21 protein-coding genes are annotated in these 25,922 nt (G+C 65.7%); 9 read left to right on the top strand and 12 right to left on the bottom strand.

Annotated features, from left to right (window positions below):
• Positions 1-525: 525 nt before the first annotated feature.
• From PAA8504_RS16275 to PAA8504_RS16285, 3 genes are read right to left on the bottom strand one after another with little or no spacing between them, the layout of a single operon-like run.
• On the bottom strand, positions 526-1,557 hold the full coding sequence (locus PAA8504_RS16275) for an adenylate/guanylate cyclase domain-containing protein (RefSeq protein ID WP_108895263.1): 1,032 nt from the start codon (positions 1,555-1,557) through the stop codon (positions 526-528).
• A complete protein-coding gene (locus tag PAA8504_RS16280) occupies positions 1,554-1,955 on the bottom strand; it encodes a DUF1987 domain-containing protein (protein WP_108895264.1) in 402 nt (133 codons plus the stop codon). Before PAA8504_RS16280 ends, PAA8504_RS16275 begins: the two co-directional genes overlap by 4 nt.
• The gene (locus PAA8504_RS16285) at positions 1,952-2,506 is read right to left on the bottom strand and encodes a SiaB family protein kinase (protein WP_108895265.1); all 555 of its coding nucleotides are present in this window, start codon (positions 2,504-2,506) and stop codon (positions 1,952-1,954) included. Before PAA8504_RS16285 ends, PAA8504_RS16280 begins: the two co-directional genes overlap by 4 nt.
• A gap of 111 nt (positions 2,507-2,617) precedes the next feature.
• Here PAA8504_RS16285 and PAA8504_RS16290 point away from each other — a divergent pair, with 111 nt between their 5' ends.
• Genes PAA8504_RS16290 through PAA8504_RS16300 form a run of 3 tightly spaced genes read left to right on the top strand, consistent with a single transcriptional unit; the run spans position 2,618 to position 5,309 of the window.
• Positions 2,618-3,007, top strand: coding sequence for a hypothetical protein (locus PAA8504_RS16290; RefSeq protein ID WP_108895266.1), 390 nt, complete (start codon positions 2,618-2,620; stop codon positions 3,005-3,007).
• Between the two features lie 13 nt (positions 3,008-3,020).
• Positions 3,021-4,472 (top strand): SpoIIE family protein phosphatase, encoded by a 1,452-nt coding sequence (locus tag PAA8504_RS16295; protein WP_108895267.1) that lies wholly within the window; start codon positions 3,021-3,023, stop codon positions 4,470-4,472.
• 33 nt (positions 4,473-4,505) lie between these two features.
• Positions 4,506-5,309, top strand: a complete 804-nt coding sequence (locus tag PAA8504_RS16300) for an MBL fold metallo-hydrolase (RefSeq protein WP_108895268.1) — start codon at positions 4,506-4,508, stop codon at positions 5,307-5,309.
• Between the two features lie 76 nt (positions 5,310-5,385).
• Here the strand turns inward: PAA8504_RS16300 and PAA8504_RS16305 are convergent, their stop codons facing one another.
• The gene (locus PAA8504_RS16305; protein WP_108895269.1) at positions 5,386-7,170 is read right to left on the bottom strand and encodes a cyclic nucleotide-binding and patatin-like phospholipase domain-containing protein; all 1,785 of its coding nucleotides are present in this window, start codon (positions 7,168-7,170) and stop codon (positions 5,386-5,388) included.
• 514 nt (positions 7,171-7,684) lie between these two features.
• Between PAA8504_RS16305 and PAA8504_RS16310 the strand changes: the two genes are divergently transcribed.
• From PAA8504_RS16310 to PAA8504_RS16320, 3 genes are all read left to right on the top strand, one after another.
• On the top strand, positions 7,685-7,930 hold the full coding sequence (locus PAA8504_RS16310; RefSeq protein WP_108895270.1) for a type II toxin-antitoxin system Phd/YefM family antitoxin: 246 nt from the start codon (positions 7,685-7,687) through the stop codon (positions 7,928-7,930).
• The gene (locus PAA8504_RS16315; protein ID WP_108895271.1) at positions 7,930-8,334 is read left to right on the top strand and encodes a type II toxin-antitoxin system VapC family toxin; all 405 of its coding nucleotides are present in this window, start codon (positions 7,930-7,932) and stop codon (positions 8,332-8,334) included. The genes PAA8504_RS16310 and PAA8504_RS16315 overlap by 1 nt, the downstream gene beginning before the upstream one ends.
• Positions 8,335-8,900: 566 nt before the next feature.
• A complete protein-coding gene (locus PAA8504_RS16320) occupies positions 8,901-9,146 on the top strand; it encodes a type II toxin-antitoxin system prevent-host-death family antitoxin (RefSeq protein ID WP_108895272.1) in 246 nt (81 codons plus the stop codon).
• Here PAA8504_RS16320 and PAA8504_RS16325 read toward each other — a convergent pair.
• Positions 9,143-10,468, bottom strand: a complete 1,326-nt coding sequence (locus PAA8504_RS16325; protein WP_108895273.1) for a UDP-glucose dehydrogenase family protein — start codon at positions 10,466-10,468, stop codon at positions 9,143-9,145. The two genes, PAA8504_RS16320 and PAA8504_RS16325, sit on opposite strands and share 4 nt — an antisense overlap.
• 257 nt (positions 10,469-10,725) lie before the next feature.
• Between PAA8504_RS16325 and galE the strand changes: the two genes are divergently transcribed.
• Complete coding sequence (gene galE / locus PAA8504_RS16330) at positions 10,726-11,748, top strand: UDP-glucose 4-epimerase GalE (protein WP_306419537.1); 1,023 nt, start codon at positions 10,726-10,728, stop codon at positions 11,746-11,748.
• Between the two features lie 929 nt (positions 11,749-12,677).
• Here the strand turns inward: galE and PAA8504_RS16340 are convergent.
• A complete protein-coding gene (locus tag PAA8504_RS16340) occupies positions 12,678-12,875 on the bottom strand; it encodes a hypothetical protein (protein WP_108895275.1) in 198 nt (65 codons plus the stop codon).
• A gap of 1,048 nt (positions 12,876-13,923) precedes the next feature.
• Between PAA8504_RS16340 and PAA8504_RS16345 the strand changes: the two genes are divergently transcribed.
• Positions 13,924-15,087, top strand: a complete 1,164-nt coding sequence (locus PAA8504_RS16345; protein ID WP_108895276.1) for a helix-turn-helix domain-containing protein — start codon at positions 13,924-13,926, stop codon at positions 15,085-15,087.
• A gap of 25 nt (positions 15,088-15,112) precedes the next feature.
• Here PAA8504_RS16345 and PAA8504_RS16350 read toward each other — a convergent pair whose 3' ends face one another.
• The 6 genes from PAA8504_RS16350 to PAA8504_RS16375 all read right to left on the bottom strand — a co-directional run bounded on the left by PAA8504_RS16350 (position 15,113) and on the right by PAA8504_RS16375 (position 24,245).
• Positions 15,113-20,011, bottom strand: a complete 4,899-nt coding sequence (locus PAA8504_RS16350; protein ID WP_108895277.1) for a lysozyme inhibitor LprI family protein — start codon at positions 20,009-20,011, stop codon at positions 15,113-15,115.
• A 5-nt stretch (positions 20,012-20,016) separates the two neighbouring features.
• Entirely contained in the window at positions 20,017-20,853 is an 837-nt protein-coding gene (locus PAA8504_RS22550) for a M15 family metallopeptidase (protein WP_245897669.1), read from the bottom strand.
• Between the two features lie 215 nt (positions 20,854-21,068).
• Positions 21,069-21,779: a YrbL family protein gene (locus PAA8504_RS16360; RefSeq protein ID WP_181375831.1), complete on the bottom strand. Its 711-nt coding sequence runs from the start codon at positions 21,777-21,779 to the stop codon at positions 21,069-21,071.
• 180 nt (positions 21,780-21,959) lie between these two features.
• Positions 21,960-22,145 carry a hypothetical protein gene (locus tag PAA8504_RS16365; RefSeq protein ID WP_108895279.1) on the bottom strand — a complete coding sequence of 62 codons (186 nt, stop codon included), beginning with the start codon at positions 22,143-22,145 and terminating at the stop codon, positions 21,960-21,962.
• A 122-nt stretch (positions 22,146-22,267) separates the two neighbouring features.
• Positions 22,268-23,056 carry a hypothetical protein gene (locus PAA8504_RS16370; RefSeq protein WP_108895280.1) on the bottom strand — a complete coding sequence of 263 codons (789 nt, stop codon included), beginning with the start codon at positions 23,054-23,056 and terminating at the stop codon, positions 22,268-22,270.
• A 391-nt stretch (positions 23,057-23,447) separates the two neighbouring features.
• Positions 23,448-24,245, bottom strand: a complete 798-nt coding sequence (locus PAA8504_RS16375) for a hypothetical protein (RefSeq protein WP_108895281.1) — start codon at positions 24,243-24,245, stop codon at positions 23,448-23,450.
• A 462-nt stretch (positions 24,246-24,707) separates the two neighbouring features.
• Between PAA8504_RS16375 and PAA8504_RS16380 the strand changes: the two genes are divergently transcribed.
• A complete protein-coding gene (locus tag PAA8504_RS16380; protein WP_108895282.1) occupies positions 24,708-25,919 on the top strand; it encodes a Hint domain-containing protein in 1,212 nt (403 codons plus the stop codon).
• The last annotated feature ends 3 nt before the right edge of the window (positions 25,920-25,922 follow it).

The raw sequence follows: 25,922 nt of genomic DNA on the forward strand, positions 1-25,922 counted from the left end.
ATGCTATCAAAGCGTGCGATGCGGGCAAGCCGGTTTCAGCCCCCGGCCATCGTCAGGGACAAGGCACGCAGCCGTGGCAAGATCGACGACGGGCCTGGGACGTTCGGCAGGTGGCACTCCGGCCCCGTCCCTTTGCGCCAGGGCTGACGTCCAGCGGGGCCTCGCGCGGCTTCGGCGCGGCTTGCCGGGACAGGTGCGCCGTGCTTTCCTGGGGCGCGGGAGTCTTTACGCACATCTTTCCCGCGGTCTCGGGGCCGGCGTTTTTTTATGTACTCCGCGTCGGTCCCCTTTTTGCCGCATGAGCTTTCCGCGGCACGGCCATGCCCTGCTGATTGTCGACGGCCGTGGGCTTTGCCGGTGTTTCGTCGGCAGGGTCTGACGCCTTGGCGTCGATCCCCCCGGGCTTGGTGGGCCTCGGCCGCTGAGGTATCGGGCCCCATGCGGCCTGACCGTTGGCCTTGCGTGCCTTGGCAGACCGGCGGAACGGACCAGGTGCAGGATCGGCCCAGGATCGGTCAGGGCATGTCAGCCATCCATGGCCCGCAGCGCCTCGGCCAGAGCCGCACGGGCCTGCGCGCGGGCTTCGGGATCGGCGGCGTCGGGATCGATCCGCAGCGACATGTGGGGCGCATCCATCAGCACCCGGGCGCGGGCGGCTGTGGGGAGGATCCTGTAGACCTCGACCGGATAGGCTACGCCGCGAACGTCCAGCACCCCGCCCGGTTCGCAGGACATGTCGTCGCCCAGATGGGCCCGGGTCTCGCGCGAGATCAGGATTTCGCCGGGCCGGGCCGCGGCTTCGAGGCGTGAGGCCAGGTTCACCGTGCCGCCGACGATCGTGTAGTCCATCCGCGCCTCGGAGCCGAAGTTGCCCACCGCGCAATACCCGGTATGCAGCCCCATCCGCGCCTGCAGTCCCTCGACGAGGCCCTCGCGCCGCCATCCGTCCGACAGCGTCTCGATCCGGTCGCGCATGGCCGTGGCCATGGCCACGGCGGCCCTGGCATCCTCGGCCACCCCGCGGGTTTCGGGATCGCCGAAAAAGCACATGACCGCGTCGCCTATGAACTTGTCGATTGTCGCGCCGTGGGCCGTCGCGATCTCGGCCATTTCGGTCAGGTATGTATTCAGCAGAAGGGTCATGTCCTCCGCTTCCATCCTGTCAGTCAGCTCGGTGAAACCGACGAGATCGGAGAAGAACACCGTCAGCTTGCGCCGCTGGGCCGTGAGACGCACGTCCTGGCGCCCCTCGAAGATCGAGGCATAGACCTGCGGACTGAGATACTTGCCGAGCTTGCCCGACAACGTTTCGAGCGCGCGGGCCTTCATGGCCGCGTCCGTCGCGGCGGCCTCGTGGCGCTCGGCCATTTCGGCCAGGGCGCGCTCGTTGCGGTCGGACAGGCGCATCAGGCGGCGCAGTGTCTTGAGAAGGCGGGCATATCCTTCCGTCAGGGCGCGCAAGTCGGGATCGGTGCCGGCACCATCTGTCCTCAGCCGTGCCTGTGCCTGGTCCAGAAGGGCGGTTTCCCGATCGAAGAGGTCGTCCTGCCCGTTCACGGTTCCTCGCCAACCGGTTCGAGCCGGAAGGTCGCATGTTCGAGATCCTCTCCGAACTCCTCTCCCAGTTCTTCCATGCTGTCGTCCTCGGCATCGAAGCGCCAGACGACCTCGACCGCGGTGCCGTGCCGGGCCGCCTCGTCGAGCCGTTCGAACAGCATCATGATCGCCTTGGCCGAGGAGGAATTGAAGTAGAAGAGCGCCACCTCCAACCGGGCCGCGCCGGGAGCGGTCGCGAGCCAGGCGTCCACCGCCGCGATGACCGGGCCGAACAGCTTTGTCACGTCCTCGGGATAGCTTTCTCCCTCCAGCCGCAGGACCCCTTGCGAGAAACGGAAGTCGATCTCCGGCGTGCGCGGCCCGGCGGGGTGATGAATGTCGGCGGGTCCTGCGGTCATGTGTCCTCTCCGATCCGGGCCTCGATGGCGAAGAAACTGCGCCCGTCCTCCATGCGCAGGAAATCGAACTCCACCGGTGCCGAAGACCGCCGCGCGATCTCGATCAGGCCGACCCCGGCCCCGCCGCCGACGGTGGCGTGGCCATCGCGCAGCTGGGTTTTGTAAGCGGATTTGAGCGCGGTATCGTCCATGCCCCGCAGATCCTCGAGCCGGGCGCGCAGGGGAGCCACGTCCTGCGCGGAGACGACATTGCCGGAATGGACGACATAGCTGCCGGCGTCGCGGCCGATGACGAGAATGCCATAGCTCAGCGTCTCGCCTGCGGCATCGAGCCGTTCGTCCGAATATCGGATCACGTTCTGCATCTGCTCGACGAAGACCGCGAACACCGATCGGATCGTCCGCCGTCCTGCCTCATCCGAGGCCAGTTTGCGGCGCAGAGCCTGTCCCACGCCGCCAAGGATGTCGTCAGTCACATAGCCGGAGTAAGCGAAGATCACCCCCCGATCCCGGAGGTCGGCCCTCAGATCGTAGATGCGCTGCGCCAGCATTCCGTCTTTCTCCTGTTTTTGCCGGGGTCGTTTTCCTGAAATCAAAACCCTATCGCCGGGATGCGGTCCGCGCTACTCTCGCGACGGTATTTCGCAGCCGGGAGGTTTTTCATGCGGCGTCTTTCGATTTCCGTTTCCGCCGTCCTCGGCTTTGCCTTTCTGCCGCTGGCCACCCCGGCGGTTGCGGAGATACCGACCGATTTGCGCGTGGCACTGCAGGGCGCGATGCTGTCGCATGTGGATTCCGTCTCGGTGGACGGCGCCTATACGTATCTCGACACGACCACCGATACCTTGCGGACCGTTTATCCCGCCAACGTGCATCCAATGGTCGTGACCGTGGCCGGCGCCTATTTCGTCTGCTCCGAGATGGTCACCGAGACCGGTGAGCAGATCACGGCGGATTTCCTCGTCCGGGAGGTCGCGGGAGAGTGGACGGTCGTTCAGGCGGTTCTCAACGATCGTGCTTCGCTTGAGGCGGCGATGTCGAAAGACAAGTGACGGACCGCTCCGCGTGACGGGCCTCTTGCGCCGAAGGGTCTTCGTCAAATACGCCGTCTGGTCGCTCCTCATGGGAGCGGCGCTTTCGACAGCGGTGCTGACCCTTTACCGCGATCGGGTTCGCGACCGTCTCGTCGCGGAGGTGTCCACCGAGATCGCCACCCTGGCGGCGCAACTGGCCCGCCCCGCGGCTGCGCTGGCCGCGGACGGCGCGCCCAACCGGGCGGCCGAAATTCTCGCCGTCTTCGCGTCCTTTCCCTATGCGATCTGTGCCGAGCTCAGACGCGATGACGAGATCCTGGCGGCATGGCCGCGGATCGGATGCGGACCGATGCGCAACGGCCTGGACCTGACCCCCACCGTGACGGTGCCCGGAGCCACGTTTCTGGTGCGCATCGATGAGGCCGAGATCGGACAACGCCTGCGCGACGAGATGATCGTGCTGGGCGGGCTTGCCGCCGGGGTGGGTCTGCTGCTGCTGGCCACCGGGGCGGCGGGGTTCTTTCTGTTCGTCGAGCGACCGGTGCGGCGCCTCTCGCGGGCAATGTCGGCCTATGAACGCGGCCGCCCTGAGCGTGCGGATGTCCGGACCGGGGACGAGATCGGGCGGCTGATGGGCACCTACAATGCCATGCTCGACCGGGAGGCCGCCCGCACCCGTGACCTGCGGGAGGCCCATGAGGCGATTCTCGAGAATATCGGCTATGCCGCGCGTTTGCAGGAATCCCTGCTGCCGGACGGTCGGACCATGGATCATGTCTTCGGGACCCACGCCGTATTGTGGCGGCCGCGCGACGGTGTGGGGGGCGATCTCTACCGGCTGATCCCGGGCGCGACGGGGGGAGATATGCTCGCCTTGGGCGATTGCACGGGGCACGGGGTCCAGGGCGGGTTGCTGACGATGCTGCTTGCCGCCGAACTGGATGCGGCACTGGCACGGCAGCCGGGCATCGGTCCCGCCGCGCTGCTTGCCGCGGTCTCCGATCAGCTGAGGCAGCGCCTGACCGAACAGGGCCATGCGCGCGCGGGGGAAACGGGCGGGGACGGATTTGACGGGGCAATCTGCCGCCGCTTGCCCGATGGTGGCCTGCGGGTCGCGATGGCGCGGGTGTCGGTTCTCGTCCTCGATGCGGACGGGACGGCCGTCCGGTTGCGCGGGGATCGCCTGAGCCTCGGCTATCCCGACACGCCCCCGCAGCCTTCTTTGACGGAACAGTATATTGCGCCCATGCCGGGCCGGATCGCGGTGTTCGTGACCGACGGCATCCCCGATCAGCCCGGTGGCCCGAAGCGGCGGGCGCTCGGCCTCGCCAGGCTCGTGCGGACATGCGCGGCTGCTGCCGGCAATGGGCCTGCGGCGGTCGTTGTCGCGGCGCGTGATCTGGTCGACGGCTGGACCGATACGAGAGGTCAGCGGGACGATCAGACATTGATTGCCGTCGCTGTCATGCCGCGCGCCGGTTGACATGCGCGCTTCGACGGGGCCGGATCGCGGGCCATGATCAGCCTCACGATCCACGGGACCCGCGGTTCGCTCCCGGGGGCCACGCCATCGCCGATCTTCGGCAACGAGTCGATCTGCGCGGTCGCCCGCGGTGGCGGAACGGCGGCGATCCTCGATGCCGGCAGCGGGGCATTGGCGGCCGGGGCCGCCCTGCTGGCCGAGGGGCGGACGGACATCGACCTGGTCCTGTCGCATCTGCATCTTGACCACGTGATAGGTCTGCCTTTCCTGCCGCAATTGCTGCGGGGGGACGGAATTGTACGGGTGCATGTGTCAGAGCGGTACGGTCCGGATCCGGGGGCCGTCCTGTCCGATCTGCTGCGCCCCCCCTGGTTCCCGATTCCGCTCTCGCGACTGCCGGGGCGGCTGGAGGGGCATGCTTTCGGCGACGGCGCCACATTGCGGTTCGGCCGCCTCGCGATAGAGACGGCGCCCCTGCACCATCCAGGCGGCGCGACGGGGTTCCGGCTTTGCACCGGCGGGGATGCAGTGGCCGTGCTGCTCGATCACGAACCGGGGGACGCGCAGGCGGACACCGCCGCACGTCATCTGATGCGCGGTGTCCGCGCCGCGGTCATGGACGCCGCCTGGACCCCGCAAGAGGCTCCCGGCCGGGTGGGCTGGGGTCATGGCTGCTGGCTGAGTTGCATCCGCCTCGCCCGGGAGGCCGGTGCGGGAGCGGCGTACTTGTCCCACCATGCGCCGGCGCGGGACGACGTGGCGCTGCTTGACGAGGAGAGGCGCCTCCGCGCGGTCTGGAACGGCGCGTTGCTGGCGCGTGGCGGAGATGTCGTCTAGCGGTGACTTCGGGCCGGCGGATGCGCGCGCGGCGGACCGCCTGTCCGGAGGTCCCCATCAGCCGCCCGGCCGCCCCTCATCCAGGCGCGGTTTCGCCCTTGTCCGGAGCCTGGGCGGAGAAGGCATGCAGACGCCCCTGCGCGATCGCCTCGCGCGCCTGGAGATAGGCGGAGGCTTCCTGCTCGCGACCGCGTTTCCAGTCCATCAGGCCGATCCCGCGCACCGGTGTCACTTCCAGCAACATGTCGCCATCGAGGTCGGTGCGGGCTGTCTGCCGGCGGGAGGCCACCACCATTGCCCGGGACAGGACCTGGACGAGTTTCGGCACGCCCGTGCGCCGGCGTGTCACCAGATGTGCAAGAGTCCGCGTCCGCGTGGGGAGTTCCGAATAGGACACGCGGGCACGGTATTCACGATCCGGAGCGAGGCTGACCACCAGGTTCGGCCCCGCCTTGAGCTGCCGCATCGCGTCGAGGGGCAGGTTGTCGATCAGGCCGCCATCGACGAACACTTCTTTGTCCTCGGAGATGAAAGGCGGCAACATCATCGGCAGGGAACCGGAGGCCCTCACCGCTTCCCATGACGGGCCCAACCTGAACAGCTTGAGATCGTTGGCGGTCAGGCTGGTGGCGGTCGTGAAGACCGGAACCGGCAAATCGGCAAGATCTGTGTCTCCGTAGTGCAGGCGGAGCTGCCGATCGAAGGCATGGGCATCGAGAAGACCGTAGACCGGCGGTGCGAAGGTCGCGAGGGCCGCATTCTTGATGAATATCTCGTCGGTGCGATCCATGATCTCCGCCGGATCGAGACCGGATGCCAAGGCGACCGCCATGGCGCCGCCGACACTCGTGCCGCCCCAGTAATCGGCCGCCATCCGGGCTTCAGCGAGGGCGCGTGCCACGCCGATATGGGCACAGCCCAACGCGCCGCCTCCGCCCATCACCACCCCGCGCGCCTGCCCGGTCGCGAACCGCGCGATGCGCGCCGCGTCCGTCTCCAACGCAGCCGCATCGTCGATCCGCAGGTGGTGGTGTTGCGTCACATCCCACGCCTCGAGCCACGCCCGGCTTCCCGAGATACTCTCCCCCTCGCGCCAGAGCACCAGACGACGGGCAGCGGGGGCATGCAGCTCCGCCGCCAGCCGCCCCAGCCCCACGGGGGGCTGCGGCGTGGCGAGCGGAGCGAGGATCGTGATCCCGTCCGATTGCCGCACCATCGCCCTCCCGAGGCGGTCCTCCGCCCGTGCGATGTAGAGCGCGCGGGGCGCGCGGCTCTCGCCCTGCAGCAAGGCGGCCCCGAGCGCAGTGTCATCCCCTTGCGGCGCATCTGGGTCCCGGGCGTCCAGGACGCGGAGCGGACCCTGCGCCTCCAGTGCCGCGCGCAGCGCGGCGACGGCCTTTTCCGGCGTGCCGTTCGGCGCAAGAAGGCACATCACCCGCGGGACCGGTCGCTTCAGTGGCGGAAGATGCGCGGCCGCCGCGCCCAACCGCCTGGCAAGCCAGGCGGTCAGGGCCGTGCCGATCGCGGGCTCGCGGGCGACCAGCCCATCGAACGCGGTCCGGTCCAGTTCCAGCACCTCGGAGTCGCGGGCGGCGACCACGTCCGCGGTCCGAGTCCCACCCGTCAGGAACGCGATCTCGCCCACGGGCTCGGGCGGCGCGATCTCGGCCACCGTCTGTCCGCCGACACGCACCTCGAAACGCCCCTTGAGAACGAAAAACAGCGATTGTGCCGCAGCGCCCGCTTCGATGAGCTGCGACCCCCTGGTCAGGGTACGCCGGGTCCCCGCCGTTTCCAGCGCCCCCCCGGCCGAGCTGCGCAATACGTCCAGAAGGCCAGAAGCCGCGTCGATCGGTGCCATTCGTCGTTTCCCGGTCCCGTTACACCGGGAATGATCGCTGCGAGCGGCGCGGTGTCAATCGGGCCAGGGGAGCCGATCCGCTGCGGTACGCTGGTTCTGGTCTTCGGCCTCCCGGTCGGGTCGGCCCCTGCGTGCCGGTCCGACCGCGCGCCCGGCCGCGGGGCGTCTTCCGCGGGGGCGTTCCCGCGATCCCGCGGGTCCCGCGGTCTGGCGAGAAAAGAGCTGCCCATGCCTTGCATGGCGGCAGGGTCTGGCAGGCGATGTATGGGTTTTGAAAAAAGACGGGACCGGGGGAACAGGGTCGGGTTCTGCCCCGGTTTACAGGCTTCGGCGGCTGTTCCCGGTGGCGGGAGCCTCGGCGGGAACGGGGCAAGATGGGGACAGACCGGGGACAGACCGGGGCCCCCGGAGCGGCTTTCCTCTCTTGCATGGAGACGAGGAGGGGATTGCCTCGCAGATGCGCAGCTTCTACTTATTCGGCTAGCCGTCTGGCTAGATTAGGGATGAACCTCGCATGATGACGCTTCAGGATGCCAAGAACCGGTTCAGCGCCGTTGTCGACGCGGCGCTCGCAGGACGTCCACAAGAGGTCTCGCGGCGGGGCAAGCCGGCGGTCGTGGTGCTGTCGATCGAGGAGTACCAGCGGCTTGTGGACGCGGCCGGCGGCCCGCGTGGCCGCTTCGTCGATCATCTGCTGGCCTTTCCCGGCGACGGGGAGCTGTCGCGCGCCCGTGCGGCCATGCGCGACGTTTCGTTTTGATGCTCATTCTCGACACCAACGTGCTCTCGGCAGTGCGGCGGCCGGACCGGGCGCCGCAGGTGGCGACCTGGCTGGCCGCGCAGGAGGAGGATGCGCTGCGATTGAGCGTTCTGACACTCGGAGAGATCGAGCGCGGCATCGCTCTTCAGGCATCGCGCAACCCGACCTTTGCAGCCGATCTGCGGGATTGGATCGATCGCACGGTGCTGATGTTCGGCGACCGGCTGCTTGCTTTCGATGCGCGGGATGCGCGGATCTGGGGGGCGCTTTCGGCCCGGATCGGCCATGCTGGCGTGGACCTGATGATCGCGGCGCAAGCGCTTGCCCGCGACGCGGTAGTCGTGACCTTCAACGGATCGGATTTTACGCCGACCGGGGCCCGCATCCTCGAACCGTCGGCCTGATCGCGCGCTTTCGAGACCGACCTTCCCCGCTCCGCCGGGCCGGCCCCGCCCCCGAGCTCTAGGTCAATTGTTTTCGGCCTCGGGCGCGGGATGCCGCTGCCGGATTGCGCTGCCCCTGGCATTGCTGTCACGAGGGTCAGTCCGGTATGGCGGGGGTGTGTTCCCGCGATCCCGCGTGTCCCGCGGTCTGGCGAGAAGAGAGCTGCCTGAGGCCCTGCATGGCGGCAGGATCTGGCAGGCGATCTGTGTTTTAGAAAAAGGGACGGATTGGGGGAACAGGGTCGGGTTCTGCCCGGGTTTGCAGGCATGGGCGACTGTTCCCGGTGGCGGGAGCCTTTGCGGGAACGGGGCGGGATCATGGCTCCCCGCAGGATCCTGCCCGGCCGGGGCGGACTGCCATCGGCCTGCCGGTCCGCCGTTTTTGACGCATGCGGCGGCCGGCGTGCCGGTCGAGGGGACCGAGTGGCTTTCCCTCTCTCGAGCGGAGAGGTCTGGGCGATTGCCGCGGGGGCCGTAGCTTCTGCTCATTCGGCTGGCTGTCTGGCTAGATCAGGGATGGACCTCGCATGATGACGCTTCAGGATGCCAGGAACCGGTTCAGCGCCGTCGTCGACGCGGCGCTCGCAGGACGTCCGCAAGAGGTTTCGCGGCGGGGCAAGCCGGTGGTCGTGGTGCTGTCGATTGAGGAGTACCAGTGGCTCGTGGCCGCGGGGCGGCGGCCCGCGCGGCGGATGAAGCGCGTCAATGCTTCTAGGCTGTGCCGTGCCTTGGAGCCGTTTATCCTTTCGAACGTGCGGCTTGGGGCCGTCTAGCGATTGGCACCGACCCCTGCGCGTCCTACAGCGAGATAAGAGGAAAAACCGGACCGTTTGACATCTTCGGCAGCATATATATTGCGCAGGTCGGCCATCTTCGGGCTGCGCATGCCTCGGGCGATCTGCGACAGATCCAGCGCCCGGAACTCGTTCCACTCGGTCAGCAGGACCAGCAGATCGGTCTCCTTCGCGGCCTCGTAGGGGTCGTCGTGCCAGCTGACGCCGGGCAGCATCCGCTCGCCCTCGCGCTTGCCCTGGGGGTCGCAGACGCGCACTTCGGCCCCACCGCCCACCAGCGCAGGCACGATGGTCAGGGCAGGCGCGTCGCGCATGTCGTCGGTGTTGGGCTTGAACGTCACGCCCAGCACGGCCACCCGCTTGCCGTTGAAATCATCACCGCACAGGTCGTGCAGCTTGTCGATCATGCGTCGCTTCACCGCTTCGTTCACCTCGATCACCGCTTCGGTGATCCGCATGGGGGCCGCGTATTCCTGGCCGATCCGGGCCAGCGCCTTGGTGTCCTTGGGAAAGCACGACCCGCCATAGCCCGGCCCGGCATGCAGAAACTTGTTGCCGATGCGCCCGTCCAGCCCCATGCCGCGGCTGACCTGCTTCACGTCCGCCCCGACCTTTTCGCACAGGGCGGCGATCTCGTTGATGAAGGTGATCTTCGTGGCCAGGAAGGCATTGGCGGCGTACTTGATCATCTCGGCCGATTCAAGGTCGGTGGTGATGATCGGGAACTCGCGCAGGAACAGCGGGCGATAGATCTCGGACATGACCGAAGCGGCGCGCTCGCTCTCGACGCCCACCACGACGCGGTCGGGCCGCATGAAGTCGTCGATCGCGGCGCCCTCGCGCAGGAACTCGGGGTTCGAGGCGACGTCGAAATCCAGCGACGGGTTCGCCGTGGCCGCGGTCTCGGCCACCTTGCGGTTCGTGCCGACGGGTACCGTGGACTTCGTCACGATCACCACGCCGTCCTCGGCCGCCTTCGCCACATCCTCGGCCGCCGCCATGACATAGCTAAGATCCGCGTGGCCGTCGCCGCGCCGCGTTGGCGTTCCCACGGCAATGAACACCGCCTGTGCGCCCTTCAGCCCGGCCTTCAGGTCGGTCGTGAAGGTCAGCCGTCCGGCCTTGACGTTCTTTTCCATCAGAATGTCGAGCCCGGGCTCGTAGATGGGGACTTCGCCCTTTTCCAACCGGGCGATCTTGCCTTCGTCGCGGTCCACGCAAACGACGTCATGCCCGAAATCCGAAAAGCAAACGCCCGAAACAAGGCCGACATAGCCCGTGCCGATCATGGCGATCTTCATTCGTGGAACTCCCCTGGTGCCCGAGTCGCGACCCGTAAATCCCGCGGATCCGCTCAGGTCAATCTGAACCAACTTCGAGCTTCGATGTTGCCAAGTAGTTTTGCCGCCGTTCCAGCGGCTACCGGGCCGACACAACCTTGCGGTCTGGGGGGCGGATTCGGGGGCGGTGGTCTTTCGATCCGGGATGGCGCGGGGGCTGGCAGAACACGCCGCGGTTCGGCAAGAGCTCAGGGCAGGAAAGACGGGGCAGACTGGCGATGAGCATGCGGGTTTTCGTGACGGGCGGCGCCGGGTTCATCGGGTCGCATACGGTGCTGGCGCTTCTGCGGGCGCGGTACGAGGTGCATGTCTACGACAGCTTCGCTAACTCTTCCCCCCGGTCGCTGCGCCGCGTGCGCGAGCTGACCGGGGCGCCCATCGGGTTGACCGAGGGCGACGTGCTGGACCAGAAGGCGCTGAACGCCGCCATTGCCGCCTTTCGTCCCGACGCGGTGATCCACTTCGCGGGCCTCAAGGCCGTGGGCGAAAGCGAGGAGAAACCCCTCGACTACTTCACGGTCAACGTGCAGGGCACGGTGAACCTGTTGCGTGCGATGGACCGCAGCGGATGCAAATCCATCGTATTCTCGTCCTCGGCCACCGTCTATGGCGCGCCAGTCTATCAACCCTTCGACGAAGCACATCCTATTGCCCCCATGAACCCCTACGGGCGCACCAAGGCGTTCGCGGAAGGGGTGATCGGCGACTGGTGCCGCGCAACCGAAGGCGCCTCGGGGATGTTGCTGCGCTACTTCAATCCGGTCGGCGCGGACGAGTCGGGCCGCATCGGCGAAGATCCGGCGGGCCGCCCCAACAACCTCATGCCGTTCATCGCGCAGGTGGCCGTGGGCCGGCGGCAGGCGCTGCGCGTGTTCGGCGGGGATTACCCGACGCGAGACGGTACGGGAGAGCGTGACTATATCCACGTCTCCGACCTCGCGCGCGCCCATCTGGCGGCGCTGGAATACTCGGTCAACTCCACCGGGTGCGAAGCGGTCAACGTGGGCACGGGCCAGGGCGTGACGGTCATGGAACTGATCCATGCGTTCGAGTCTGCCACCGGCCGCGAGATCCCCCACAAGATCGTTGAGCGTCGCCCGGGCGACCTCGCCAGTTATTACTCCTCGACCGAGCGTGCGAAATTCCTGCTGAACTGGGAAGCGCGGTTCGGGATCAAGGACATGTGCGCCACTACATGGAAATGGCAAAGCGAGAACCCGAACGGCTATCGCGACGGCTGAGGGGGCAGCAAGACTGCATGGCTTTTCTGGCGGTGCGCGCGGATTGGGCGGCAAACCAGTCAAGAACGGTCGGCATGGGAACCGGCCGCATGACTTCTGCGACAGATCCGGTGGCCGCGACACGCGGCTGTGGGCATTCGGTATTTTGCCGCCGATCCTGCCTTGGCCTGGCCCGAAACCTGTCCCGGTCCAGAGCCCGATCACGTCGCTTGCCCCTTTTTGCAAGGTGCGATCCGCGACGTGGCAGGCGCCGTGGTCCGCCAGCCTGGCCTCGGCGGCGGGATGCTGCCGCGGGATCGAGCCACCCCCGGCATTGCTGTCACGAGGGTCATTTCGGTGTGGTGGCGCGTGTGTTCCCGCGATCCCTCATGTCCCGCGGTCTGGCGAGAAGAGAGCTGCCCGAGGCCCTGCATGGCGGCAGGATCTGGCAGGCGATGTATGGGTTTCGGGAAAAAGACGGGACTGGGGGAACAGGGTCGATTTCTCCCCGGGTTTGCAGGCATGGGCGGCTGTTCCCGGTGGCGGGAGCCTCAGCGGGAACGGGGCGGGATCATGGCGCCCCGCAGGGTCCTGCCCGGCCGGGGCGTGCCGTCACCGGCCTCCCAGCCGGCCGCTCTGGAGGGGCGCGATGTCAGGTGCCTGGCGCCCGGAGGAGAGGCGGTCGCCGGAGCCGCGATTGAGCGTGTTGGCGCAGCGGTCGCAGAGACGGCCCTTCAGGCTTGCGTGCCGGGCGGGGCGGGCACCGCATACGGCGCAGGGCGCGCCGGACCGGAGCCGGGCGAAGAGGTTTGCAAAAGGGGCCATGACGGGGTCTTTCGAACCGCGGGCGGGACAAGATGCATGTCATGGAGAGTGGCGAACCGCGGGCGCGCGGTCAACGAAAAGCATGCCGCAAGGTCAGCTTCGGTCGACGCCCCGGACCAGATTGATCAGGTGTGGTAAGGGTGGCCGGGAAGCCGGCCGGGGTGGAACGTCTGCTTGCTGCGCGGGAAGGGTGCGCGGGAGAAGGCATTCGCGCATGGCAGGCAGAGATGGTCGCTGTCCGTGGCGGCCAGGGCATGCGCGTTGCAATAGCTGCACTGTGCGTGGGGACGCAGGACGGCGGCGAGGCGCTTGAGGATGGTCATGGCGGGTCTGCCTTAAGTCATGCGGCGGGAGCGGCTTCAACTTTGAAGTGTGCTGCGGCGGATGCAACGCGTCAATGATTCTAAGCTATGCCGTGCCTTCGATTTGCCGGGAGGGGAGGCCGAACGCGTTTGGGGAGAGCGTTGCGGCCTCCTGCCGCCTGTCGGGGTCTGCAACAGCGGGCGGCGTTGCCATGATGGCACGGATCGGTGGGATTTTCTGCTGGCGGGTCGTCGCGGCGCGGCCAGTCGGCCTTTTCCCGCGCAAGACCGGCCGGATCCTGCGTGGGACCGAAGACCGGTCCCGATGATGGCGCCGATCTCCAGCCGCTCCGGTTCGCGACGGCTGATCGGCGCGGGGCAGCATGGCACGGGGACGCGGACGGGGGTGAGAGGCGATGGGGCCCCGGGAAAGACAGCGTGCGGGGACCGGCGCGGATTGAGACGCGACCGATCCCCTACCGCCGGGCGTCGTTTCTCCTGGCGGCTTGCAGGACTATAGCTCGACCGTGGCGTCGCACAACGATTTGGCGGGGGGATGTGGAGGCCGGTGCGTTCAGTGACAATTCGCACATCGGCCTCCTGTGGCCGCGATCTCGGGAAGCCGCGTCCGGTGGGATGGTCCCACGCGGCGCGATCTGCGCGAAAGGGCAAAGAGAAGCTGATTGCCTGGTGCGGTTCCCTTGCAGGGGGCGCACGGCAGTCCGTTAGCCGGGCTGAAAGACCCGCCCCATTTGCCGCGCGGCGGCTGCGCGAGCGGGGTGTGGCTGCGTGTCTGGCTGGATTTTTGAAGGCGGTTTCGGAGTGTTTTTCTGGGGATCGATAAGGGGCAATTATCAACGCCTAAAGCTAGGTTCCAGATATGCCGAACCAACGGAAAATACCCCCTGACAATTTTCCGTCACAGTTGTAAACTTCTATTCAGAAACGGGAAATATTTCCTTCCATGTGACCTCGCGGGCACAGCGATCCGAGTCTTGTTCCAAGGGCTTCGCAGGGCCGGTGGCCGGGAGAGCGTCCCGCATTTCCGAGCGGAGAGGTAGCGAACGACATGACGGACATGCCGATCGATGCCGTGGCGGCCCGCATCGTGAAGATCGAGATCGCGGCCGGACGGCTGGAGGGCGCTTTCGCTTCTGATCCGGCCCTTGGCGCCCTGTGGCGCGGACAGGTCGCGATTACCGAGGCGTGCCGGTCGGTAGGCCTGGAAGATGTTCATCTCGAGGAGGAGGATCTGGTCCTGCGTTCGTATGCAGGCGGGGCCGTGACAGCCGAGACGGCGCGGGCGGGATGGTTTGCCGAAGGCGTACTGCGGGTTCTTGCCCATCCTGGTGATCTCGAGACCGATCCGAGCGGCGTGCTCGCGAGATGCCTGGACGGAGGGCGGATCAAGGATCGTGCCGGTTTCGACCGGGGCCAGCTTGAGAAGCTGGGGCAGCGCGTTCTGGAACGCATGCGTACCGCCGAGGGCCCGTTCCCGGCCGCGCTTGGCGCGGCAATCCTGTTCCGCGGGGCGACGGGCGGACGCCATCCGGCTGCCGAGCGGCTGCTGTTCATGGCTGTCGACCACGCCTATCGATCTGAGCGGGAATCCAGGGCCGATGCAGAACAAGGCGCGGAGGAAATCCTGGCCAATCTCTCGGCACGGTGGATCTTTCCGCCGGCCATGGCTCTGACGGGAGACGGCTTTCGGGCCTGGTTCCCCGCATCGCCGCAGGGGCAGGCCGCACTTCTCGTCGGGCTCGATCGGGAAATGGACCGAGCCCTGGGCCAACTGCCGCTCCTGCGACGGTGGCGCAGCGACGCGCAGGCTCTGTCGCAGTCGAGCTCGGGCAAGTCCAAGCTGGCCGATCTCGTGACCCTGGTGGCGCAGCGGCCGATCCTGACCAGCGCCATGGTCGCGGATGCGCTCGGCGTCACGCCCCGAACCGGGTTGAACCTGCTTGTTCGTTTGACCGATGCGGGACTGATGGCAAACATTACCGGCCGACGGACCTACCGGGCTTGGGCACCAACGCCGATCGCAGACCGCCTGCGCGCCGACAGGCGCGTCCCTACGAGGCGGCGCGAGACCGTGTCGCGGCCAGATCCGAAAACCTCACTGGCCCTACGAGCCTCCGACGGGCCTCGTGATCGCGCCGGCGAAGAGGCTGCCTTGGCCGAGCTCGACCGCGCGATGGCGCGCGCCGATGCGATCCTTGGCAAATACATGTGATCCCACGCACGGTGCCCGGATCGCGCTACAGGTCGAGATCGAGGGATGGGGGCTCTGCGGCCTCCGCCTCTTCCCGGGCCGCGGCGAACATCTCTTGCGCAGCCTTCTCGTCATGGAGCCAAACGGTCAGGATCAGGGCCTCCTCGGTCCGTCTGAGAAGTGCGGTCACGGTTGGGCCGCATTGGGGCACGGCGACGAGCGCATCCTGCCTGTCCAGTTCCTCCGGCCAGCCGATATAGTCCCAGAAATATCGCGGCATGTCTGCATTTGCGGGCAAGAGATCGGGGCGACTGCCATTGGTAAACTTGCGGGACCCGCCGCAGGCCCCGCGCCTGTCCAGCATCCGATCGGGCGTCCCCCACACAAGCGTGAGGCGTGTGTCTTCGTCAAAGACCTGGTCGGGCGGCCCGTACTTCTTTTCCAGCGAGGTCTGAAGCGCCGGAAAAGAAGCCGTGTCCGGCGCAAGGCGCAAGGAGCGGGCCATGGCCAGAAGGGGCGCTTCTGTTTCTTCCGTCGCCGGCAGGGCCAAAAGCGTTTCGCGCAGATCGGCGCCGGCGAAGGCAAGGCCCGTTCCGTAGATGCGGGTCGCCTCGCCTCCTTCGTAGCGTGTCGCGTCGGGCAGGCGCGCCATCGCAGCCGCCTCGAACTCCGATCGGGTCAGGGACAGATCGAGCCCGGCGACATCGAAAGCCGGTGGAGGGCTTGCCAGCGCTCCGTTCCAATCCTGCGGCGTCAGGGAAACCGTTCTGGTTGCCGGGGCCCGGAAATTGGAGGCCGTCCATATATCGATTGCCGCGACATCCGCTTCCACGACGAGCGCATGGGACAGCCCCGTGCCGTCGTTCTGCGCAGGCGAGATCGGCTCCATCCGGAGGCGCGGCGCTGCCAGCGTGACGTCGGCCGCGGCGAACCGGTCCGGCAACGGCCCGAACTTCGGCATGGCGGGAATATGGACCAGGAGATCGGCATAGGGTGCGGAGGCCGATACATCGCCTTCGACTTTGCCTACACACATCTCGCCTGACCCGCGAGCGACGAGCGACGGCCGACCCATGACCGCGAAGCTTGCCGGTCCACCCGGGGCGGGACGTTCGGACACGGCACGTGCCTCCGTCCAGCGCTGCGCGGCTACGGCTTCAGACCCAAGCAGCGCGTCGAGCCTCGTGGAGACGGCTCGCGCCGGATTGGATTGATCTGCCACGCCCGCCCCTACGCACCCGGTTTCGGGATGCATCCGCCCCTGCTCTGCAAGGGGCAGGATGAGGGTTTCGGGGAGCGCCGCCACGCGGGCCTCGGTCCAGGCTCGGAAGGCAGGCAAAAGGTCTGTGAGTGCCGCCGCGGGAAGCGGCAGGCAAGGCGTCTGGAATGTCTGGCTCCAGACAGGCACCGTCTCCTGTTTCTCCGCGCCGCATTCCAGGGCAAGACGCTCGGCCAGCATCCGGCGCAGCATCGCGTCATCCAGAAGGGACGGCTCTTGCGAGATGGCGAGCAGGTCCGCGGACTCCGGGGTCAGTCGCAGCGTCTCTGGGGGTGTGACCGGTGTTCCGGCGCGCCAGGCAAATCGTCTGTCGGCTCCATCGATCCTGATATCAAGGGCGAGAGTGGGAAACAGGCCGTAAGGTCCATCGGGGCCCGAAAGGATCCGCACCGGTCGGCCGACGCCGCCTTCGTTGCGCCGCGGATCGTAGGGGCCAGCAAGGGGAGCCTGAACCAGGACCCCGAGGCGGTTGCGGCTATGGAGCAGGGTTTCCACGGTCTCCCTTTGCGCCGGCGGTACCGGAAGCAGGCGCCAGTCGGCCGGGTCGGCGACTTCCAGGTCGGGCGCGTCGAGACCGTCGAGATCCGTCCCGTCCAGATCGTCGTCGGCTGTGGCGGGAGAGAACTCCACCTCCCGGATCGGGAAGCCCTCCGCCTTCTCGTCATAGGCATCGAGGATCAGGTCGGCACCCAGCCAGAACAGCTCCTCGGGCGTGCGCGCCCTGATCTCGGCGGCCAGTTCCGCGATCCGCGCCGCCTTCGCGGCAGTGGGCAGATTGGAAATGTCGCGGCGAAAGGCAAGCCGGTCTTCCAGAGCGCCGGCCCCCCCCGGCACACGTTCCAATCCGGCCAGGACCGTTGCCCCTGTCGTCGCCCGTGCCTCGGGAGGAACACCTTCCATGGCAGTCCCCGCGGCTTCCGGGGCGGCCGCGAAGGCGATATCGAGCAAGGGAGGGCCATCACGCGTCGTCTGCTCGAAGAGGCGCAGCCGTTCCAGGCGTCCCGTCAGGGCGACAGCGGCGACATCCTCCGGTGTGATCGGCCCCGAACGCCCCAATCCGGGAGGAATTGCCCTGATCGTCAGGTCTGTTTCCACGACAACGCCCTGGCGAGGGAGGGCGTCGATGAGCTCGACGGCCCGATCTTCGGGAACCGAGACGAAATCCGGCACGCGCTGGTCGTCGGGGAGGTTCGCCACGGCCTCGCCGATCCCGAGGCCCAACTGGTGCCGGTTGCCGAGACGCAGCGCAAAACCACCGCCGACCCGATCATATGGCCCGAGATTCATGAACCGCAGCGTGCGCGCCTGAAAGGCATCTGCCGGGACACGCGTCAGGATGGCATCCCGGATCTTGGGGGAAATTTCTTCAAGGAGCCGCGCTTCGGCCAGGTCGTTCATCGTGCCGGCGGTGAAGGCAGGTGGCAGAAGCGCAACCTGCTCCTCCGGGGTCAACACGGCATCAAGGGCCGTTCGGACGACTTCCGGCGTCATCTCGCGGCTCGCGGAGGCCCCCAGCAAGGCGGCAAGACGCATGGCCGTGCCCAGCCGTGGACCGACACCGGATCCGCCGGATCCGGCGATAGCCCCGCGGACCATGCCGCGCCCCAGAAGATCGTCGCGGGAGTATAAAAGCCGACCCTCCTCCTCCGCGCCGCCATAGAGTGCGACAAGGCCCGCAATCTCCCCTGCCCCATCGAAAGACCCCAAAGCGGAGCCGCTCTCGGGACCCGGCCAGACATGGACGATCTTGCCTTCGGCGATCAGCGTGACGTCCTCAACGGCAAAGGTGGCGCGGATGGCGGGGCGCTGATTGACGCTTTGCGCGCCTGGGGAGACGAGAATCCGCTGATCCGTGAGACGGCCACGGAACTGGAGCTGCAAACCGTTGACTCCGGCAAATTCGGCCAGGCCGGCGGGCATGGCCAGAGGGACGGTCCGGTCTGCGACCAGTTCCAGGGTGGCCGGGCGGCCGAGGAGTGGAAGGGCGACAAAGGTGCGTTGAAACACGGCGTCGCGTGTCTGCGGCAACTCGGTCGTCATCTCGGGCGGCAGGGAGAGTTTCAGATGCCCATCGGGGGTCTTTTGCGGAAACGTACGAACAGCGAAGGTCACCGCGCTCGGTGGAGTTCGGTCCGCAAAGGCCCGGGCAAGATTATCCATGGCCTCATTCGTGGCTTCTCGCGACAGAAGCGTTGCCTGCTCGACGGGCGCCGCTTCGGGCCAGTCTATTGCCAGCCAACCTCGCGATTGCCCGTAAAGATTGCGGGCAATCTCGGGCCGCTGCCCGAGGAGCCAGGCGGCCATGTCTTGCTGCACATCCGACAGCGTCGTGGGGGCCGGCGTCCCTCCCGTTGGAACTGGCGTGGACGATATGCCAGCAGACGCAATCTGCGGGACGGCGGGCGCTGTTGCCTCCGGGCTGGTGCCAAAACCGGGAAGCCCCTGGGTCGCCGACTGGGCGGCCAGCGCCGCCACGGCAGCTCCCGGTGACGCCTCGCCTTCCAGTTCGGCCATGCGAAGCGTCATCGTGCGCGCGAGACAGGCGGCGTCGGCCCTACAGGCGTTTCGGCTTTCCAGCCAGCGCGCCTGCATCTCCGCCGATCCCGCAACGGTCCCGGCAGCCCGGCCGAAAGCCCGTGCCATCTCGGCATCGCGCCGGGCCAGGCGGGGGGCGGCGCAGATCGCACGCTCGGTATCGGTCGATGCGCGTCCGCAGGCGAAGGAGGGGGACGGCTCCGGGCGATTCCGCGGCCCGGTTGCGCAATAGGCGCGCAAGTCCGACAGCGCGGCGGACGATCCACGCAGCGCGACGGTCGTACGTCGGTTTCCGGCCGTTATCTCCAAAATACGGCCGCGGCGGATTGCATCGATCAGCGGACTTTCGAGCACGATCGGCATTGTTGCCGCTCCTTCGGGGCGGGCGAGTGGGACATCGTCGGTCAGGTGCGTGACCCCGTCGACCGAGACGGTCGCCCGAGCTTGGGACGGGCGGCCCGTGAGGTCTGGCGAAATCATCAGAAAGGCAACGCCGGGGGCCGCCTCACGCGCAACATGGCTGTCCGGTGTTCCGCGACCCACATGGCAGCGGACGGACACCGCCGCTCCCGACGGCCCCATCGCACTGGCCGCTCCTGTTTGCGCCGCATCGTCCCGGTCGAAGCGCCATTCTGCGGCAATCTCCGCTCCTGCCGCAGTTCCAGGCGCCGGGCCTGGAGCTGGGACGGATGGGCTACTAGCCAATCGCACGACGACCCGGTCCCGGCCGCCGCCGCGGATCACTTCGACCTCGACCCTCGTGGTCGATCCGCTCCGGATCGCCTGCTCTGCGGCTGGATCGAGCCGGCCGGCCGCAAGCAGCTGCCGGAAGCGTGCCCTGTTGTCCCGATCCGAGAAGAAGTTGTCCGCCTGGTCGCCGGCCTGGCGAATGCCGAAGCGGTTCACGTTCGCCCGGTCCTGCTGGAGAACGTCGGCCGGGGCTCTCAGGGACGCACCGCGGGAGTTGCGTCGGTCCTCCGCGCCGATCACCGCCTGGTAACGTTCGACGACGGTTTGGGCGGACGTCTCGAACGCGAAGAGCGGTGTCAGGAGCAGCGCAAACCCTGCCAAGTGTGACAGCCGGAAGTCGACACGGCTTTTCGGGCGGAAGGAAGAAATACGCCTGGTCATCAAATCTACTCCGGGCTGGAAATCAGTCTTGAATGAAGGATGAGCTCGGGCCGATACTCGAAATGCATTCCGTCGAAATGATGCCACTTGCCGCCCCAGATGAAGCCGCGGCGCTCGAAGGCGCGGACGAGCTCTTCGGGAATGCGTGTCTCGTACTCCCCGGCATTTCCTTCCGGACGCCCCGACCAGCGCCAGTATCCGCCAAGGGCCGCATTGATATCGACGGCAATGCCGTAGCTATGCGCGCTCAGGCGGTCTGTCCCGGCGATGCGGCGCCAGTTGAAGGATCCGCCGGGATCCTGGAAGAATGGCGCCATGCCAGGTATGCCTGCCAGGTCACGCAGCACGGCCGAAAGCTGGCAATCAACCCCATGCCGGCGTGTGACCCGGTAACGGACATCGCTGAGAGCAGGTTCGGCCACGGTTGTCAGGGACGCGCGCGCAGCGGCCTCGTCGGAAAACCACAGTTCGGAAAAGAATGTGGCCGACCGTGCCCGTCCGGGATCGAACCAGGCTTCGCTGCGCGCCGCCATGTCGAACTCCAGAGGGTACGGGATTCGGAACTGGTCGATCAGTTCGGCCTGCAGGACGCTTTCCGATCTCGGGCCCGTGTCGGGCGTGCCCAGGGGGTGCCATGGTCCGCCCTCCACGGACCAGCTGCCGGTTTGGGGCGAAACCGTTACCGCCCCTGGGAATGCCAGTTCCAGGGATGCCGCGACCGGGTGTTCCGGGTCGGATGGGAGCGGAAGAGCGTGGAAATCGACCGGCGCGCACGCGTCGACGGCGGTGGCAACGAACAGGAACGCTGCAACGGCTGATGCGATTTGACGATACCTGGCCATGACAATGCCTCTTTTCCCCCGGGATAAGACTGCCGTGCTTGACCCTACGGAAGCAAGAAAAATGGTAATCAGGGCGTGGTCGGTCATGGCGCATGGCACGGACGCGCCCGACCGTGATACTCTCCGACCTGATCGGCCTCCTTTGTGGATCCCTGCGAACTCACCTTGGCACATCGAGGCTATCAGGGGGCGGTCACACCATCATCAAAGCCCCTCTATGCCGAAAAAGACCAGTCTCGCGCATTCCAGGTAAGACCGACCGAGTTTGCCAGTTTTTCGAGTCGCCGCGACAGGCTCCGGTCATTGATGCGCTTTGACCAGCGACGAAGCGGGATGAGGTTTCGCGACCCATAGCCCTCGATCAGAACGATCCGCGCGCGCGCGTGCCGCGTCTCGTAGACGAGATTGCCGGCATTGAGGTCATTGCCGATGATGCGGAACGTGCTCAGCTCCCGGGCAAACAGAGTCAGAGCGGCAATGATCTCGTCGTCAATCCGGCCGTCCCGCGCGAGCTGGAACAAGGTCGGGGCCATTTCGCCGCTCCGGTCCCGAATCTTCTGTACCACCACACCCAGGCCGAGATCCGTGAGCAGGACGCCGCGCAGATGCGCCAGAGGGGGCGCCCGGTCGAGTTCGGCCGCACGCAAGGTCGCCTCGAGATAAGCCCGGTTCTGGCGCAGAAACGTCTTGTGGGGTCCGATGCCGCGCCATCGCCGGATCCGGTTCTTGATGGCCCGCGACGAGGCGAGCGCTTCGATATGGCGATCGTGATGCACTTTGATGAGTTGGCTCGGTTTTCCGGGCCGGACGAAAATATGGCTTTCGGCCCCTCCTGCGACCGGCTCCAGTCCGGACAGGCGAATGAACCATGCGGCGTCTGCCAGGCTGCTCTCTGTCACAGGGCTCTGGGTCACTGCAGGCATCATCTCTTGGAAATCCCTATACGTAAGGCGCGGCGGGCAGCTATGACGCGTAAGATGGGCAAAGGCAAAGAGAGCCGGACGGGCGATCCGGGGCTCCCGGGAGGCGGTCGCGACCATCCGTGCCGCGGCAAGATACCCTGTCTTGGCGATGGCACGGGGAATGGCAAGATTGAAGCGGCCCGGTCAGGGCCGCTTGGATGTCCCGGCCCCGTCGGTATAGGGGTCTTCGATCAACAAGCGCCGCGCCGTCTTCGACAGACCGTACTGGCGGGCATAATCGGCAAGGGCTGCCTCGAGTTCGGCAATGCGTGCTTTCGCTTTGTCCAGATCGCTCATCTTGCACTCTTCGTCGCTGCTGCGGTCGGTCATGGTGCGCCCGCCGTTGGATCGGCTCCGTCCGGAAGGACGCCGGTCACGGGGGGCCAAAGGGCGATGGCCCCCCAGGCGATCCCTCTTTCATCAGGCGCGCCTCGCGCATCAAGATTATTCGCTCAGAACGGAAGCCCCGTACTGTCGAACAGTTTTTCGCGGTTGGAATTCGGCTGATTGCCGAACAGGACTGCAGCGCCCACCCCGATCGAAAGTCCGTCTGCGTCAAAACCGTCGAATTCCGCCATGTCGCGTCCGACCGTGGCAGACAGCCGGACGGGAGCTTTTTGCGAATTGACGTAGTAATCCACGCCAAGAGAAACCGTGGAGAGATTGAGTTCTTCCTCGATCCCGTCGGCCGAGAGTTCCGCACCGTCGAAGTTGGCGGTCAGCTGCAGCGCCGGGGAGACGTCGAAATCCGCCCCGATCCCGTAAAGCGTGGTCTCGAGGAATTCAGGCCCCTGGACATCCGCGACGCCGGCATATCCGTGATAGGTGAACGACCCGACCCGGCTCTGTCCTTCGACGCCGTAGCTCAGGACATCCTCATCGATATCGAACCCTCCGACCCCGAAAATCTCCAGTTCGCCCACCCTGGTAAGCCCTGCAAAGACCCCGGCCTTCGCGCTTCCGAAATCGCCGTAGATATGCCCGTCGATCGTGTAGGATTCGATATCGCCCAGATTGTCGACGGAGACCGTGTCGTAGGCCCCCCCCAGCTGAATGCCGAGCCCGGCCGCGGACACAAAGGCGCCTGCGCCATATGCTTGGAAGGTGTCCACGTTGGCGTCCACGTCTTCGATGTCGCCATATCCGTAGGAGGCGCCAATTTCCCCGAAGACATTTTCTTGTGCCACTGCGGGGCTGGTCCCGGTCATGACGGCCAGGAACAGGATGGTGTTTCTTCTCATTTTATCGCTCGATCAGTTTCTTATACGCACTTGATGCCTTTCGTGGGGGGGGTGCGACAAGAAGGTTGGGCCGCCAGAGGCGATGCTGTATCCTGATCGCTACAGGATTGTGCCAGTCTCGGCGGTCTTCGCCGTATAGGCGAAACGAACCGGCGAACCCCAAGCAGAGGACCATGGCCAACGTCGATCAGAAGACCTGAGCAAAGGCCGCAGCTTCTTGGCGTGATGATCGGGAGTTCTATTGCCTGCGCGCTTGATATCTTTCTCAAGGCGGTCTTAGGACCCACCCACAACGGGCGCAAAAGCGTGTTACCGTGGCAGTTTCCTATGCCGCTTTCGCGTTATGCGAAAGCGGTCTTGGCCCCGGCGGACCAATTAGGGAGCGACCGCCCTATTGAAGGGCATTGAGGTAGGAATTTCGGGATACCCGAACCCGCAATCCGCTCTCGGTCAGGACGGGTGTATTGCGCAACTGCACACACACAATCCGATTGGGGTATTGCGCGGGGGTAGAGCAAACCCTGTCCTCATCCGAGGAGGTGATGGTACCGAGCATCACACCGCCATTGCCGATCAGGGGCATGCCGGTCACGGATCTCCCCGCGGTATCGGTATTGACGGTCCTGCTCGTGCCGGCATTCCTTCCGGTCGATCTGCCGGGCGCATTTTGGGTTCCACGATTGAAGACATCACCATCGTCTGCAGTGTTCGATCCGACACTTGGCCCGCTTTGACTGTCGCCGTCGGACCCGCCGCCGACCTGGGCCCCGGCACTGGCTCCGCTCCCCCCAATCTGGGCATCAACACGCGCTGTGCTTGTGCCATCCGACCCGCTCAAGACCTCTGCCTCCGCATCCACCAGATTGTCCGAGCCCCCGACGGTGGCGTCCACATCGGCGACGCTGCTGCCATCTGGGCCGCTGAGAACCTCCACATCGGCATCGGCTGCACTGTCACGCCCCCCGACGGTGGCATCGGTGTCAACAACACTGCCCTTGTCGGAACTCAGGATATCGGCGTCGACATCGGCGGCGCTATCTCCGCCAACTCCCACATCGATATCGGCAATATTGTCGTTTGACCCTCCTACGCCGATCCCGACGGACAGATCCGAGGCGGATGCACCGGTAACCGTTGCCAGAAGCAAGGACACGGAAAGTAGTCCAGTTCCAGTTATCAATCGAGACATTCTATACCTCCTTAACAAATTCAGATTACGCGTCTCGTTATGTGAGGAAAATTATTGGTATTTTTTCGTTTGAAATCGGAAAGAACTAAGGCAGCCTAACCTCCTGAGAGAATCCGTTTAAATTTACGGTCTAAAATCCTCAAACACTTGGGGCATGATCAGAAACACTTCGTTTCTCGAGATTATGAATATGATTGTATACTGAACCCCATGAGATCCGCTTTCCGAGACCGGAGATCATGATTAGTTTAGCGTTATCAGATCGTTATTTCTTATGTCCGACATGATGTACGATCGCGATATCCCGTCGCTGACGCGATGCGGACTGCCACTTTCATAACTCAAGTTGGCTTAAAGAGGTGCTTTCTACCTTGACGCGAATCACGTCATGGCTCTCAAGAAGCGTGGGGATTTCGGCCGGCGAGCTTGCTCGTCACGGTCTCTATCTAACGAGGGGGTGCCATGGCGCTTATCAGCCTGGATCTTGGGTCGAGTGACCAGACGATCGACGGAAACAACGCGAATGACGGTGATACCGTCAACATCAGGGCACTCGGGTCGCAGACCCTGACCGTGGACGGGGTCGACGTGACCATCACAAACCTGGCAAACGCACAACTAGGGGCCGAGCCCATCTTCAGTGCGATCAACGGGGCCAACCTGACATTCGGCGGGGGTCTCGCGAACATTTCCGCTCTGAACGGGATCACCTACCGGATTGGCGGCAATTCGCAGATCGAGGTGAACGGATCTTTGCTGAGCGCGCAGCTCAACAATCAGCGGATCGACTTCACGGGAACCCAGGATGGCCGGTTCACCTACGATCCGGGCGGGATCAGCGTGGGGGATCCGGCTTTCGACGTCACCGGGCTCGAACCCGGCGATCAACTGGCCGTCGAAGGCCGCGACAACTTCAGCTTCGACTACGATGACGATACTGGTCAGGCGACCTTGCAATCCGCTTCTTTCCTTGGCCTTGGAGAAGACGTGACCTATCGTTTCGCCCTCGACACGGAGAGAGCAAATCTCATTCGAGACAATCCCGATCAGTATATAGACGACGGGGTATTCACCTATCCGTTCCTGAATCTCGTCTGTTTCGTGGCAGGAACCCTGATCATCACCAACCAGGGCGCCCGTCCGGTCGAAGAGCTCGAGGAAGGCGATCTGGTCCTGACAATCGATCGCGGCTTCCAGCCCATTGTCTGGCATGGCCGGATCACCCGGAATGTTTCCGGTAAATTGCGGCCGATCCGTATCAAGGCAGGCACCTTGCGCAACACGCGCGATCTCGTGGTCTCTCCGCAGCACAAGGTCATGGTGCCTACCGACGGTACGCCGGCAGCGTTCGACCAACCGCATATCCTGATCCCGGCGAAGCATCTTCTGGGCCGCTGCGGCGTGACCCAGGAGCCGGCCGGTGTCGTCGAGTATCACCACATCATGTTCGATACGCACGAAATTATCTTTTCCGAAGGGATCCCCACGGAAAGCTTCCATCCCGGAGAAATGGGCCTTTCCGCTTTCGACGCGGAGACCAGGGCAGAACTTTATGACCTCTTCCCGGAACTCGCCGACAAAGCCTTCCTCGAGGAGATCGCGGCCGCGCGCATGGTTGCCAAGAAGCACGAAGCCCAGCTCGTGCTCGATGGGCTGGCACGCGTCGGTTTCTGATCG

Source organism: Palleronia abyssalis (assembly GCF_900302445.1).
Taxonomy (GTDB): domain Bacteria; phylum Pseudomonadota; class Alphaproteobacteria; order Rhodobacterales; family Rhodobacteraceae; genus Palleronia; species Palleronia abyssalis.